Origin of the sequence: Brumicola pallidula DSM 14239 = ACAM 615 (assembly GCF_000428905.1) — a bacterium.
Classification (GTDB): Bacteria; Pseudomonadota; Gammaproteobacteria; order Enterobacterales; family Alteromonadaceae; genus Glaciecola; species Glaciecola pallidula.
Genome location: NZ_AUAV01000005.1, coordinates 330,307 through 343,949 on the forward strand (window position 1 = coordinate 330,307; position 13,643 = coordinate 343,949).

General features: G+C 42.8%; 20 protein-coding genes and 1 rRNA gene. 20 read left to right on the plus strand and 1 reads right to left on the minus strand.

All coding sequences use genetic code 11. The features are described 5' to 3' along the window. Positions 1 to 126: 126 nt before the first annotated feature. From rnr to rplQ, 19 genes are all read left to right on the plus strand, one after another. On the plus strand, positions 127 to 2,499 hold the full coding sequence (rnr, locus tag G399_RS0101505; protein ID WP_006011613.1) for a ribonuclease R: 2,373 nt from the start codon (positions 127 to 129) through the stop codon (positions 2,497 to 2,499). Positions 2,500 to 2,501: 2 nt separating this feature from the next. Beyond that, positions 2,502 to 3,242 carry a 23S rRNA (guanosine(2251)-2'-O)-methyltransferase RlmB gene (gene rlmB / locus G399_RS0101510; RefSeq protein ID WP_006011612.1) on the plus strand — a complete coding sequence of 247 codons (741 nt, stop codon included), beginning with the start codon at positions 2,502 to 2,504 and terminating at the stop codon, positions 3,240 to 3,242. Positions 3,243 to 3,607: 365 nt separating this feature from the next. Continuing rightward, positions 3,608 to 3,976, plus strand: coding sequence for a 50S ribosomal protein L14 (gene rplN, locus G399_RS0101520; protein WP_006011611.1), 369 nt, complete (start codon positions 3,608 to 3,610; stop codon positions 3,974 to 3,976). 12 nt (positions 3,977 to 3,988) lie between these two features. Continuing rightward, positions 3,989 to 4,303 carry a 50S ribosomal protein L24 gene (gene rplX, locus G399_RS0101525; RefSeq protein ID WP_006011610.1) on the plus strand — a complete coding sequence of 105 codons (315 nt, stop codon included), beginning with the start codon at positions 3,989 to 3,991 and terminating at the stop codon, positions 4,301 to 4,303. A 15-nt stretch (positions 4,304 to 4,318) separates the two neighbouring features. Then, the gene (gene rplE / locus G399_RS0101530) at positions 4,319 to 4,858 is read left to right on the plus strand and encodes a 50S ribosomal protein L5 (protein WP_006011609.1); all 540 of its coding nucleotides are present in this window, start codon (positions 4,319 to 4,321) and stop codon (positions 4,856 to 4,858) included. A 12-nt stretch (positions 4,859 to 4,870) separates the two neighbouring features. Then, entirely contained in the window at positions 4,871 to 5,176 is a 306-nt protein-coding gene (rpsN, locus tag G399_RS0101535) for a 30S ribosomal protein S14 (protein WP_006011608.1), read from the plus strand. Between the two features lie 12 nt (positions 5,177 to 5,188). Beyond that, positions 5,189 to 5,581 carry a 30S ribosomal protein S8 gene (gene rpsH / locus G399_RS0101540; protein ID WP_006011607.1) on the plus strand — a complete coding sequence of 131 codons (393 nt, stop codon included), beginning with the start codon at positions 5,189 to 5,191 and terminating at the stop codon, positions 5,579 to 5,581. A gap of 13 nt (positions 5,582 to 5,594) precedes the next feature. Then, complete coding sequence (gene rplF / locus G399_RS0101545) at positions 5,595 to 6,128, plus strand: 50S ribosomal protein L6 (protein WP_006011606.1); 534 nt, start codon at positions 5,595 to 5,597, stop codon at positions 6,126 to 6,128. Between the two features lie 12 nt (positions 6,129 to 6,140). Beyond that, positions 6,141 to 6,494 (plus strand): 50S ribosomal protein L18, encoded by a 354-nt coding sequence (rplR, locus tag G399_RS0101550; RefSeq protein ID WP_006011604.1) that lies wholly within the window; start codon positions 6,141 to 6,143, stop codon positions 6,492 to 6,494. A 9-nt stretch (positions 6,495 to 6,503) separates the two neighbouring features. Further along, positions 6,504 to 7,007 carry a 30S ribosomal protein S5 gene (rpsE, locus tag G399_RS0101555; protein ID WP_006011602.1) on the plus strand — a complete coding sequence of 168 codons (504 nt, stop codon included), beginning with the start codon at positions 6,504 to 6,506 and terminating at the stop codon, positions 7,005 to 7,007. 6 nt (positions 7,008 to 7,013) lie between these two features. Beyond that, complete coding sequence (rpmD, locus tag G399_RS0101560; RefSeq protein ID WP_006011599.1) at positions 7,014 to 7,196, plus strand: 50S ribosomal protein L30; 183 nt, start codon at positions 7,014 to 7,016, stop codon at positions 7,194 to 7,196. Between the two features lie 3 nt (positions 7,197 to 7,199). Continuing rightward, positions 7,200 to 7,634 (plus strand): 50S ribosomal protein L15, encoded by a 435-nt coding sequence (gene rplO, locus G399_RS0101565; RefSeq protein ID WP_006011596.1) that lies wholly within the window; start codon positions 7,200 to 7,202, stop codon positions 7,632 to 7,634. Positions 7,635 to 7,639: 5 nt separating this feature from the next. After that, the gene (gene secY, locus G399_RS0101570) at positions 7,640 to 8,950 is read left to right on the plus strand and encodes a preprotein translocase subunit SecY (protein WP_006011595.1); all 1,311 of its coding nucleotides are present in this window, start codon (positions 7,640 to 7,642) and stop codon (positions 8,948 to 8,950) included. A gap of 45 nt (positions 8,951 to 8,995) precedes the next feature. After that, positions 8,996 to 9,109 (plus strand): 50S ribosomal protein L36, encoded by a 114-nt coding sequence (rpmJ, locus tag G399_RS21435; RefSeq protein ID WP_081585804.1) that lies wholly within the window; start codon positions 8,996 to 8,998, stop codon positions 9,107 to 9,109. A gap of 158 nt (positions 9,110 to 9,267) precedes the next feature. Next, positions 9,268 to 9,624 (plus strand): 30S ribosomal protein S13, encoded by a 357-nt coding sequence (gene rpsM, locus G399_RS0101575; protein WP_006011594.1) that lies wholly within the window; start codon positions 9,268 to 9,270, stop codon positions 9,622 to 9,624. A gap of 12 nt (positions 9,625 to 9,636) precedes the next feature. After that, a complete protein-coding gene (gene rpsK, locus G399_RS0101580) occupies positions 9,637 to 10,026 on the plus strand; it encodes a 30S ribosomal protein S11 (protein WP_006011593.1) in 390 nt (129 codons plus the stop codon). A 24-nt stretch (positions 10,027 to 10,050) separates the two neighbouring features. Next, positions 10,051 to 10,671: a 30S ribosomal protein S4 gene (gene rpsD / locus G399_RS0101585; RefSeq protein WP_006011592.1), complete on the plus strand. Its 621-nt coding sequence runs from the start codon at positions 10,051 to 10,053 to the stop codon at positions 10,669 to 10,671. 20 nt (positions 10,672 to 10,691) lie between these two features. Further along, entirely contained in the window at positions 10,692 to 11,681 is a 990-nt protein-coding gene (locus G399_RS0101590; protein ID WP_026843352.1) for a DNA-directed RNA polymerase subunit alpha, read from the plus strand. Positions 11,682 to 11,722: 41 nt separating this feature from the next. Continuing rightward, a complete protein-coding gene (gene rplQ, locus G399_RS0101595) occupies positions 11,723 to 12,121 on the plus strand; it encodes a 50S ribosomal protein L17 (RefSeq protein ID WP_006011589.1) in 399 nt (132 codons plus the stop codon). 109 nt (positions 12,122 to 12,230) lie between these two features. Here the strand turns inward: rplQ and G399_RS0101600 are convergent, their stop codons facing one another. Beyond that, positions 12,231 to 13,019, minus strand: a complete 789-nt coding sequence (locus G399_RS0101600) for a hypothetical protein (RefSeq protein ID WP_006011587.1) — start codon at positions 13,017 to 13,019, stop codon at positions 12,231 to 12,233. A gap of 457 nt (positions 13,020 to 13,476) precedes the next feature. Between G399_RS0101600 and G399_RS0101605 the strand changes: the two genes are divergently transcribed. Continuing rightward, positions 13,477 to 13,643 (plus strand): 16S ribosomal RNA (locus G399_RS0101605); the annotation flags it as partial.

The following is a 13,643-nucleotide window of genomic DNA, read 5'->3' on the forward strand; positions in this document are numbered from 1 at the left end:
GGTTATGCTGATTAAAAAATAAAACGAGGCTAAATTAGTGCTCAATTTATAAGCTTTAATAATTGTCACAGACTTGCAACACAAAGCTTGATACAATGCTTGCGAATTTAACAACGAAAAGAATGAATGTCAGAAGATCCGCATTACTCAAGAGAAAAAGAAAAATACGAAAACCCGGTAGCAAGCCGAGAGTTTCTGCTCGAAACACTTTCCAACGCTAACAAGTCACTCTCCTTTTTAGAAGTCTGCAATATTGTCAATGCGAAAGATGAAGATGCTAGAATTGGTATCCAGCGACGACTGCGCGCCATGGAGCGTGAGGGGCAAGTCGCTTTTACTCGCGATAAAAAATATGAAGTACAAAAAGCAGAAGCACTCATCAGAGGTCGAGTTATTGGCCATCGCGATGGTTATGGCTTTTTAAAACATTCTGATACTGAAAAAGATTTATTTATCCATCAAGGCCAAATGCAAACCTTATTGCATGACGATATCGTGGAGGGTATACAAAGCGGCGTAGACCGACGCGGTCGAGCAGAATTTCGTCTCAATAGAGTACTTGAACCAAGAAAAGAACACATTGTAGGGCGCTTTTTTATGGAAGAAGGGGTTTCTATTGTTATTCCAGATGATAACCGTATTAGCCATGAAATAATGATCCCACCAGAAGTTCGAAATGGCGCAAGACAAGGCCATGTTGTCGTGGTTGAGATTACACAACGCCCGAGACGTCAAATAAACGCGATTGGTAAAATACTAGAAGTACTTGGCGAACACATGGCGCCGGGGATGGAAATTGAAATGGCATTACGCAATTTCGATATTCCACACAATTGGCCAAAAGGCGTTTTAAAGCAAGTTGAAGGTTTAGCAGAAGAAGTTCCAGAGCAGTCGAAAAAAGATCGCATCGATTTGCGTGAATTACCCTTAATGACGATTGATGGCGAAGATGCTAGAGATTTCGATGACGCAGTATATTGTCAGCCTAACAAAGACGGCTCATGGCAACTATGGGTTGCTATTGCTGATGTTAGCTCTTATGTAAAAACCGGAACAGCGTTGGACAGTGAAGCTCAAAATCGAGCAACTTCTGTCTACTTTCCTGAGAAAGTTATTCCAATGCTGCCAGAAGTGTTATCCAACGGACTTTGCTCACTCAATCCAGATGTTGATAGGTTGTGTCTGGTCTGTGAAATGACAATTTCTGCCGAGGGTAAGTTGGGTGAATACGAGTTTTATGAAGCTGTCATGCGCTCTCACGCAAGGCTCACATACAATAAAGTGTGGGGTATTCTTAAGCATGATGAAACCTTAGTTCAGCGCTATGAGAAACACGTACCACATATAAATAATCTCAATCATTTGTTCAAAGCATTAAAGAAAGCACGACAAGGTCGTGGTGCTATTGAGTTCGAAACAATTGAAAGTAAATTCGTCTTTAATGCACAACGAAAAATTTCCCATATTATTGCTGTACAACGCAATGAAGCACACATGCTAATTGAAGAGTGCATGATTATGGCGAATGTGTGCGCGGCAGAGTTTTTGCAAAAGAACAAAGCAGAAGGCTTGTTCCGAATACACGACAAGCCTGACGAAGACCGTTTAGTCGCGTTCAAGACTTACCTTTCCGAAATCGGTATTCCATTTACGGTCAATGAGGTGCCAACGCCAGCTGATTTCACCAGTGTGATGAAAAAAATTCAGCATAGGCCAGATAAAGAGCTTATCCAGACTATGCTGTTGCGTTCAATGAAACAGGCGGTTTATTCGCCAGACAACGTAGGTCACTTTGGACTAGCACTGGAAGCTTATGCGCACTTTACATCACCTATTCGCCGCTATCCTGATTTAGTAGTACATCGAGCGATAAAGGCGATTGTTGATAAGCACAATACGCGTAAATCAAAGACCGGTGGAAAGTTTTACTCCGCCGCAGAAGTCGAGCAACTTGGTGAGCAATGTTCGATGGCCGAGCGTCGCGCAGATGATGCTACCAGAGATGTTTCTGATTGGCTGAAATGTGAGTTTATGCAAGACCATGTTGGTGATGTGTTTGAGGGTATTATTGCGTCTGTGACCAATTTTGGGTTATTTGTTCGTATTACTGAATTTCAAATCGATGGATTGGTTCATATTACTTCCTTAGCAAGTGACTACTACCGCTATGATGACCAAAAGCAGTGTTTAGTTGGTGAGAGTTCCGGTGTTGTCTTTAGGTTAGGTGACGAAGTTAAGATTAAAGTCGCCGGTGTAAATCTGGATGAGCGAAAAATTGATTTAATGATTGATGGCGTTACCAATACTCGAGGAAAAGTAAATCCTCCTCGTAAGCGCAGTGCTAAAAAAGCCGGTAAGAAAGATGCTGGTGGCAAAGCGCCGAAAGATACATCGTCTGCAAACGATAAACCTACCGCAAAGCAAAAGCCTGTAGGTAAAAGGAAACCAGGGCCAGCGTCGAAAGTTAGAAAGTCATCAAAAAATAAAAAACGGACGTAGGTATGGCGCAACAAGAATTAATATATGGATTACACGCGATGACAGCGGTCATTGATCGTGAGCCAGAACGTTTGATTGAATTGTTTGTATTGAAAGGTCGAGAAGATGAAAGACTAGCTTACATTATTAATGAAGCTAGGCGACATGATATAGGTATTCAATTTTGCCAGCGTAAAACGCTAGATGATAAATGCAGCGGTGAACAGCATCAGGGCGTTGTTGCTCGAGCTAAACCTGGTAAGGTTCTGGATGAGCACGACTTGTCTGTTATACTTAAAAACCAAGCGTCACCACTTTTGTTGGTATTAGATGGTGTTACAGATCCGCATAACTTGGGCGCTTGCCTACGTACAGCCGATGCTGCTGGCGTTCATGCAGTGGTGGTACCCAAGGATAAATCTGCAACATTGTCACCAATCGTGCGCAAGGTAGCTTGTGGTGCTGCTGAGTCTATCCCTTTAATTCAGGTCACTAACTTGTCACGTAGTTTAAAAGCCATGCAAGATGCAGGTGTTTGGGTTGTTGGTACTGCTGGCGAAGCTGAACAGTCAATTTATACGTGTAAGTTGGTTGGCCCTACAGCGTTAGTAATGGGGGCAGAGGGTAAAGGCATGCGTCGTCTTACACGCGAAAATTGCGATGAGTTAATCAAATTACCTATGGCTGGCTCAGTGAGTAGTTTGAATGTGTCAGTGGCAACCGGTGTTTGTTTATATGAAATCGTTAGGCAACGCTCACTATAATGGATTCATTTCCTTTCCTTTCCTTGTAGTTTGTACTTGCGGATTATTATAAAAACAGCGCACAATCGTATGCGTGCCAAACCTAATCAAGCGCGTATTATCAGCTAATATCCATAACGCGATTGTGTTTTTATGTATCTCCTTAAGATAGTTGTTCATACGCTGAGGAACCTCACCTACAGCAAACAAATAAACCTAGTTGAATCTGAAATTAAACTACCGCTCACCGTTATTTTCTGTTATAGTTTCGCGCCCTTTTTGTAGGGGTGTCGTCTATTTTTTCTAAAATTTCTTTTGAAATCAAGGAACAAATAGCAGCTAAGAGACTCGAAAGAGTTATAATATTTAACAGCGGAGCACTAAACATGATCCAAATGCAATCTAACCTGGATGTTGCCGATAACTCGGGAGCTCGCAGGGTTCAGTGTATTAAGGTTCTTGGTGGCTCGCATCGCCGTTATGCACATATCGGTGACATCATTAAAGTTACTGTCAAGGAAGCAATTCCTCGCGGTAAAGTTAAGAAAGGTGATGTTCTGAATGCAGTGGTGGTGCGTACTAGAAAAGGCGTTCGTCGCGCAGATGGTTCAACCATCCGTTTCGATAACAACGCAGCTGTTTTGCTTAACGCAAACAAGCAACCGATTGGTACGCGTATCTTTGGCCCGGTCACTCGTGAGCTTCGTGGAAATTCATTCATGAAGATTATCTCATTGGCCCCAGAGGTACTATAAGGAGTCACGATAATGGCTAATAAAATTCGTCGTGATGATGAAGTAGTCGTGTTAGCGGGTAAAGACAAAGGAAAACAAGGCAAAGTCTTGAAAGTACTTTCGTCAGAAAGCCGTTTAGTAGTTGAAGGTGTTAGCATCGTCAAGAAACATCAGAAGGCCAATCCACAGATTGAACAGCCGGGCGGTATTATTGAGAAAGAAGCAACCATTCATGTGTCTAATGTAGCGTTAGTAAACCCAGCAACGGGTAAAGCTGATCGCGTTGGTTTCCGTGTTGAAGATGAAAAGAAAGTTCGTTTCTTTAAATCTAACGGCGACCTAGTATAATAAATGGAGAGTACGATGGCGAAACTGCATGATTTCTATAAAGAAACAGTAGTAGCTGAACTTGCGAAGCAGTTCGGGTACAAAAGCGTCATGCAAGTCCCTCGGATTGAGAAAATCACTCTAAACATGGGTTTAGGTGAAGCGGTAGCAGACAAGAAAGTTCTTGAGTCAGCGCAAGCTGAAATGGCAGCGATTGCCGGTCAAAAACCAATTGTTACTGTCGCTAGAAAATCTGTTGCGGGTTTTAAAATCCGTGAAGGTTATCCGATTGGCTGTAAAGTAACCCTACGTGGCGAACGTATGTGGGAATTCCTTGAGAGATTAATCTCAATTACAATTCCACGTATCCGTGACTTCCGTGGTCTTAACCCGAAATCATTTGACGGTCGAGGCAACTACAGCATGGGTGTTCGTGAACAAATCATCTTCCCTGAAATCGATTTCGATAAAGTGGATAAAGCACGCGGTATGGATATTACTATCACTACCAGTGCACAGACTAACGACGAAGCGCACGCTCTATTGAGTTCGTTCAGCTTCCCGTTTAGAAAATAAGGTGTAAGGGTTATGGCAAAAGAATCAATGAAGGCACGCGAAGTAAAACGTGCCAAGCTGGTTAAACAGTATGCAACGAAGCGGTCAGCGATTAAAGCGGTGATTAGTGACGTAAACTCTTCTGACGAAGAGCGCTGGCAAGCTGTTCTTGATCTGCAAAAACTTCCACGTGACTCGTCTCCGTCGCGCCAACATAATCGTTGTCGCATCACGGGCCGTCCACATGGGTTCCTACGCAAATTTGGTCTTTCCCGTATAAAGCTTCGTGAAGCTGCTATGCGTGGTGAAGTCCCTGGCCTTAAAAAAGCCAGCTGGTAAGGAGAGCAGACTATGAGCATGCAAGATCCTATAGCAGATATGTTTACCCGAATTCGTAACGGCCAAATGGCTTCTAAAGTTGCGGTTTCTATGCCTTCTTCTAAAGTACGTGTTGCTATTGCAAAAGTACTAGAAGCAGAAGGTTATGTCGAAGGTTCTTCGGTAACTGAAGGCGTAAAGCCTGTATTACAAGTTACTTTGAAGTATTTCGAAGGTAAAAAAGTAATTGATACAATCGAACGAGTTAGCCGTCCTGGTTTACGCATCTATAAGAAAAAAGATGAGTTACCAAAAGTGATGGGCGGACTCGGGGTTGCTATCGTGTCTACCTCAAAAGGTGTGATGACTGACCGTGCGGCGCGTAAAGCGGGCATGGGTGGTGAGATCATCGGTTATGTAGCATAACAGGGGAATAATTATGTCACGTATAGCAAAAGCACCTGTCGACATCCGAGCTGGCGTAGAAATTACAATCGCCGGCCAAGAAGTCACAGTCAAAGGAAGTAAAGGTACATTGACTCGCCTCTTTAATAAGGCCGTTGAAGTAGTCCAGGTAGAGAACCAATTGAAAGCACTTCCTCGTGAAGCGTTTGCAAATCATTGGGCTCAAGCTGGCACTGCCCGCGCATTATTAGAACAAATGGTGGTTGGTGTAACTGATGGTTTTGAAAAGAAACTTCAACTTAATGGTGTTGGTTACCGTGCGAACGCACAAGGTAGCAAACTCAACCTTACGTTGGGCTTTTCACACCCTGTCGGCTACGAAATGCCTGAAGGCATTACCGTAGAAACCCCTACACAAACTGAAATCATTGTTAAAGGCATTGATAAGCAGGTCGTAGGTCAGGTTGCAGCGAACATCCGCGCATACCGTCCACCAGAGCCATATAAAGGCAAAGGTGTTCGTTACGCAGATGAAACTGTGCGTCGTAAAGAAGCTAAGAAAAAGTAGGTAGGTAATACGATGGATAAGAAATCAGCTCGCTTACGTCGCGCTACTCGCGCTCGTAAGAAAATTAGTGAGTTAGGTGCACATCGCTTGGTTATTAACCGCACACCTCGCCACATCTATGCTCAGTTAATCGCTCCAAGTGGTTCTGAAGTATTGGCAGCAGCTTCTACTGTGGAAAAAGAACTTAATGGTTCTTTAAAAGCCACAGGCAACGCAGAGGCAGCAGCGGCAATTGGTAAAGCGATCGCAGAACGTGCTATCGAAAAAGGCATTAAGAAAGTCGCCTTCGATAGAAGTGGATTTAAATATCATGGTCGTGTGAAAGCACTGGCTGATGCCGCTCGTGAAGCGGGCCTTCAGTTCTAGGAGTTTAAAATGGCTAAGCAAGAAGTTCAACAACAGGGTGACCTGTTAGAAAAGCTAATCGCTGTAAACCGTGTATCAAAAGTTGTTAAAGGTGGTCGTATCTTTAGTTTTACAGCTTTGACAGTGGTTGGTGATGGCAATGGTCGCGTTGGTTTTGGTTATGGTAAGGCGCGTGAAGTTCCTGCTGCAATCCAAAAAGCAATGGAAAAAGCTCGTCGCAACTTAGTTGACGTCGATCTAAACGGCAATACATTACAGCATCCAATTAAAGGTCGTCATTCTGGCTCTAAAGTTTACATGCAGCCTGCATCTGAAGGTACTGGTATTATTGCCGGTGGTGCGATGCGTGCAGTACTTGAAGTAGCTGGTGTTCAGAACGTACTTTCAAAATGCTACGGTTCTACAAACCCAATAAACGTTGTACGTGCAACAGTCAATGCTCTAGTGGAAATGAATTCACCAGAAAAGATTGCTGCAAAACGTGGTTTGTCAGTCAAAGATATTTTGGGGTAATCGAACATGTCTAAGATGATTAAAATAAAGCAAACTAAAAGCTCAATCGGGCGTCTTCCTAAACATAAAGCAACGTTAGTTGGTTTAGGGTTACGTAAAATCGGACAAGTACGTGAGTTGGAAGATACTCCGTCAGTTCGTGGCATGATCAACCGTGTTCAGTACATGGTTGAGATAGTAGAGGAGTAATCTATGAGACTTAATACTCTCGCTCCTGCCGAAGGAGCTAACAAAGCAAGTAAGCGCGCAGGTCGCGGTATCGGTTCTGGCTTAGGCAAGACTGGTGGTCGCGGTCATAAAGGTCAAAAGTCTCGCTCAGGCGGTACTGTTAGACCTGGTTTTGAAGGTGGTCAAATGCCTCTTCAACGTCGTTTACCGAAATTCGGTTTTACGTCACGTAAATCGTTCGTAACTGACCAAGTTACTCTCAGTGAAATTGCTAAAGTGGAAGGCGATATCGTTAATCTTGAAACTTTGAAAGCAGCGGGTCTTATTAAAAAAGAAATCCTGTTTGTAAAAGTCATGAAGAGTGGCGACATTAAGCGTTCTGTTACTTTAAGCGGTATCCGAGTTAGCAAAGGTGCTCTCGAAGCGATTAACGCGGCTGGCGGTAAAGTAGAGGAATAAGCTAAATGGCAAAACCAGGACAAGATTCAGGAGCAAAAGGTGGACTAAGCGAGCTTAAGGCCCGCTTACTGTTTGTTCTTGGAGCAATTATCGTGTTTAGGCTGGGCTCTTATGTGCCTATCCCTGGTATTGATGGCAACGTGTTGGCTCAATTATTTGAACAACAAAAAGGCACCATAGTAGAGATGATGAATATGTTCTCTGGTGGTGCCCTTGAACGTGCTTCAGTACTAGCGTTAGGGATTATGCCTTACATTACTGCTTCTATTATTGTGCAGTTGCTTTCGCATATGTACCCTCCATTGATGGAACTGAAAAAAGAAGGTGAAGCAGGCAAACGGAAAATTAGTCAATACACACGGTATCTTACTTTGATGTTAGCTATTTTCCAGTCTGTCGGTATTGCTACTGGTCTGCCAAATTTGGTCCAAGGTTTAGTAGTAAACCCTGGCATTGGTTTCTATTTTACAGCTATCGTGAGTTTGGTTACTGGTACCATGTTTTTGATGTGGTTAGGTGAGCAAATTACAGAACGCGGCATTGGAAACGGTATTTCGATACTTATTTTCGCTGGTATCGTAGCCGGTTTGCCAACAGCGATTGGTCAAACTGCTGAGCAAGCAAGACTAGGTGAGATTAATCTTCTATTCTTGTTAGTTATCGGTGCCATCATCGTAGCGTTGACATACTTGGTTGTTTTCGTAGAACGTGCGCAACGTCGCATTGTTGTTAACTATGCAAAACGCCAACAAGGTCGCAAGGTTTTTGCTGCGCAGAGTTCACATTTACCCTTAAAGGTGAATATGGCGGGTGTTATCCCACCTATCTTTGCATCAAGCATCATCCTTTTCCCAGGCACGCTTGCTGGTATGGTTGGTCAGAACGAAACATTTTCTTTCTTGACTGATGTATCATTAGCATTGTCTCCGGGGCAGCCTTTATACGTTATGCTTTATGCTGCAACGATTATTTTCTTCTGCTTCTTTTATACGGCGTTAGTTTTTAATCCACGCGAAACAGCTGATAATCTAAAGAAATCTGGCGCTTTTGTTCCTGGCATTCGTCCAGGTGAGCAAACCTCTCGATATATCGATAAGGTGATGACTCGTTTAACATTAGCCGGTGCCCTCTATATTACCTTTGTTTGTTTGGTGCCCGAGTTCCTACTATTATGGTTTAACGTTCCGTTTTACTTTGGTGGTACATCGCTACTCATTATTTGTGTGGTGGTAATGGACTTTATGGCGCAGGTACAAACTCATTTGATGTCACATCAATATGGGGATGTTCTTAAGAAAGCGAATCTTAAGGGCTAGGCAATTTGCCTAACCCTTCAAGTTAGCTATTTACGGAGTGATGTGATGAAAGTTCGTGCATCCGTTAAGCGGATTTGCCGTAACTGCAAGGTCATAAAACGTAACGGCGTTGTTAGAGTGATCTGTGTAGAGCCTAAGCATAAGCAAAGGCAAGGTTAATCCAAAGCTCTTTTAAATTAGAGTATAAACATGGTTTTTAATATCGGGTTGCTGTACTAGCGCCCGAGCCTTAAAACCTTTATTTGCATTTTTGTTACTGGGTAAGTATCCTATCGGGCTTTTTAGGCTAGTAACACTAAATATAAGGAGTGCTGTTAATGGCCCGTATCGCTGGCATTAACATTCCTGATCACAAACATGCTGTCATTGCTATCCAAGCAATTTTCGGTATTGGCGCAACACGAGCGAAAGCAATATGTGTTGGTGCAGGTGTATCAGAATCAACCAAGATGAAAGATCTTGATGAAACGATCATTGATAAACTTCGTGAAGAAGTTGCTAAATTTACAGTCGAGGGTGACCTTCGCCGTGAAGTATCAATGAGCATTAAACGTTTGATGGACCTAGGTTGCTTCCGTGGTATTCGCCATCGTCGTAGCTTACCTCTACGTGGTCAGCGCACTAAAACAAATGCGCGTACCCGTAAAGGTCCTCGCAAACCTATTAAAAAGTAAGCGAGGGTTACAATGGCTAAAGCTCCTACTCGCGCCCGCAAGCGCGTAAAACGTCAAGTTGCAGATGGTATGGCTCATATCCATGCTTCTTTCAACAACACAATTGTGACTATCACTGACCGTCAGGGTAATGCTCTATCGTGGGCAACTTCTGGTGGATCTGGTTTCCGTGGTTCACGCAAATCGACTCCTTTCGCTGCACAGGTTGCTGCTGAAAGAGCTGGATTAGCTGCTCAGGAATACGGCTTAAAGAACATCGAAGTGTTCGTTAAAGGCCCAGGTCCAGGTCGTGAGTCTGCAATCCGTGCATTAAATGCATCGGGTTACAAGATCACAAATATTACCGATGTGACGCCTATACCTCACAACGGTTGTCGTCCACCGAAAAAACGTCGCGTTTAATCGACGGACAGTTGGAGAAAGATCATGGCTAGATATTTGGGTCCAAAACTCAAGCTAAGTCGTCGTGAAGGAACTGATTTGTTCCTTAAAAGCGGCGTAAGAGCAATTGAAAGTAAGTGTAAAATTGACACTCCTCCTGGTCAGCACGGCGCCCGTCGCGGTCGCTTGTCTGATTATGGTGTGCAGTTGCGTGAAAAGCAAAAAGTACGTCGCATGTACGGTGTATTAGAAAAGCAGTTTAGAAACTACTATAAAGAAGCAGCACGTCTAAAAGGCAACACAGGTGAAAACTTGTTGCAACTTCTTGAACAACGTTTAGATAACGTTGTGTATCGTATGGGTTTTGCAAGCACGCGCGCTGAAGCCCGTCAACTAGTCAGCCATAAAGCTGTCGTAGTAAACGGTAAAGTAGTAAACATTCCATCATTCAACGTAAAAGCTGAAGATGTGGTTGCTGTTCGTGAAAAAGCGAAAAAACAGGCCCGTATTGTTTCTGCACTAGAATTAGCAGATCAACGCGAAAAACCAACTTGGTTGGAAGTCGACAATACGAAGATGGAAGGTGTTTTTAAACGCGTTCCGGAAAGAACGGATTTGTCTGCGGACATTAACGAACAGTTGATTGTCGAACTTTACTCTAAGTAAAGATTAACTAAAGAGGATACATTGTGGGTTCAGTGACCGAATTCCTAAAGCCAAGATTAGTTGAAATTGAAAATGTTTCACCTACTCGTGCAAAAGTAACACTAGAGCCTTTAGAGCGAGGCTTCGGCCATACTTTAGGTAACGCATTACGCCGTATTTTACTCTCGTCTATGCCAGGTTGTGCAGTGACTGAGGTAGAAATCGATGGTGTGTTACATGAGTACAGCACTAAAGAAGGTGTTCAAGAAGACGTAATTGAAATTTTGCTTAACCTTAAAGGACTAGCAGTTCGTCTTGAAGGTAAAACCGAAGCAACGCTAACATTAGTTAAGTCTGGTGCGGGTATAGTTGTTGCCGGTGATATCCAGCACGATGGTGACGTTGAGATCGTAAATCCAGAGCATGTTATTTGTACTTTGACCGGCGAAGCTGAGTTTAGCATGCGTATTAAAGTAGAGATGGGCCGAGGTTATGTTCCAGCTTCAACTCGTCGTTCCTCTGAAGATGATGATCGTCCAATTGGTCGTTTATTAGTTGATGCTTCATACAGCCCAGTAGAGCGTATTGCTTATTCTGTAGAGTCAGCGCGTGTTGAACAACGTACTGACCTAGACAAGCTAATTATCGATATGGAAACTAACGGTACTTTAGATCCAGAAGAAGCGATTCGCCGTGCTGCTACTATTTTAGCTGAGCAATTAGATGCGTTCGTAGAATTACGTGACATTTCAGAGCCAGTTGAGAAAGAAGAAAAGCCAGAATTTGATCCAATCCTACTTCGTCCAGTTGATGATTTAGAATTAACGGTTCGTTCTGCTAACTGTTTGAAAGCCGAAGCTATCCAATATATTGGTGACCTAGTGCAGCGTACTGAAGTTGAACTTCTTAAAACGCCTAACTTAGGTAAGAAGTCGCTTACAGAAATTAAAGATGTACTTGCTTCTCGTGGCTTGTCACTAGGTATGCGCCTAGAAAACTGGCCTCCAGAATCAATCGCTGAAAAAGATTAATCAGATTTTAGATAAACTGATTTGTAAAAAAGGATATAGCTATGCGCCATCGCAAGAGTGGTAGACAGTTAAATCGCAATAGCAGCCACAGACAAGCAATGTTTAAAAACATGGCTGGTTCTTTGGTTAAGCACGAAGTTATTAAGACTACGTTGCCTAAAGCGAAAGAACTACGTCGAGTAATTGAGCCGCTAATCACATTAGCAAAGCAAGACAGTGTTGCTAATCGTCGCCTTGCTTTTGCAAGAACGGGTGATAAAGAAGTGGTAGGTAAATTGTTTAACGAACTTGGTCCGCGCTACGGCGCACGACCAGGTGGTTATAGTCGTATATTGAAGTGTGGTTTCCGTACAGGTGACAAAGCTCCAATGGCTTACGTTGAACTAGTTGACCGTCCTGTTGTTGAAACTACTGAAGAGATAGTAGAAGTAACAGAATAGGATTCAATCTCGAATTAGAGAATGAAATTAAAAAACCCGGCTGTTGCCGGGTTTTTTGTTATATAAGAATTAGTAAATATCTTGATGACTTGCATAGTCATCAAGATATTTATTGTTCTATATAATGTCGTTCAACGTACAGCCGCGCTTGAGTATCGGTTAACCCGCCTCTCATCGCACTGGCACTGATTAAATCTTGTTGGATACCACGGCGTTCAGCTATTTTAACTAAACGTTCCAGTGCTTCCGGATGTTTAGCCAATTGTTCGACCGATATAATGATCATTGATTCAGACTCCGAGGAGTCAACTGGAAATAATGCCAGTAGTGCGTCTACAACATACTTACCTACCAAAGGAACTTCTTGAATAGTCGTTACTAAAACCTCCAATATTTTGTTTGGATAGGTTTTCGCCAATCTTTTTGCTATTTGATCAGCCGAGTCTGGTGCCATCGATACAGCAGTCTTAACAATTTCGTTAAATTGGTCTGGCGACAATTTACATGCGGCTTCTGCTACATATTCTGCGTAGCTAGGTTCTGCATTAATAGCTAAGGTCACAAGTTCAGTAGCTGGCGCAAGATCCCTTGCAAGCGCAAGCTCAAGGATGTCGTCTATATATGCCGGCTGGGATGATACGGCGGCCGAGACAATCTCACGGTACTTGTCAGGATAAGTATCCAATGCTATTTCAACTAGCTCAGGTGTGTTTTCAGGATAACGCGCTAAAACCGTTCGAATTGCTCTGCCTACCGAATTACTACTGCGGACTTGCTGTTTTAGAAATTGACTTGATTGTTCTGAGGCATTGACTAGTTCATTAGTGTTCTGCGTCTGTGCAATGGCTGAGCCGTTGCTTATGATAAATACACTAATTGCTAGTACTGAGAATTTCATGTTTTTTCCTCTTCCGTTTTAATCTTATCGGCACAACAAGAGTTTGTAATAGGAATGTTAAATTACGCTTAAGTGAAATATATATCAACTTTTTTGCGTATTACTATTGATCTAATCGTATAAATGGCTACAATGCGCGTCGCTTTCAAGATAACGTCGATACCTAATAGTATATGACTACAGAATTTCATGAAAGTTTACATTTATTGTTGTTTGTTAAACATAAATAAATGTAAGTTGGCCAAGAAAGTTAATTTAAAAATAGTTAATTAATTGGCTTGACAATAAAAATGATGTAGGTAGTATATGCATCCCGCTTGATACGGCACAGAACGTGACTTTCAAGCCGCCAGTGAAATAGAAAGAAGCTGGCCAGTTCTTTAACAATTTATAACAAGACAATCTGTGTGGGCACTCATTGAGAGTGTCGACAACAAAAAACGATTTACAAAAAATTTAATTGAAGAGTTTGATCATGGCTCAGATTGAACGCTGGCGGCAGGCCTAACACATGCAAGTCGAACGGAAACATGTCTAGCTTGCTAGATGATGTCGAGTGGCGGACGGGTGAGTAATGCCTGGGAATTTGCCTTAGTGTGGGGGATAACTATTGGAAACGATAGC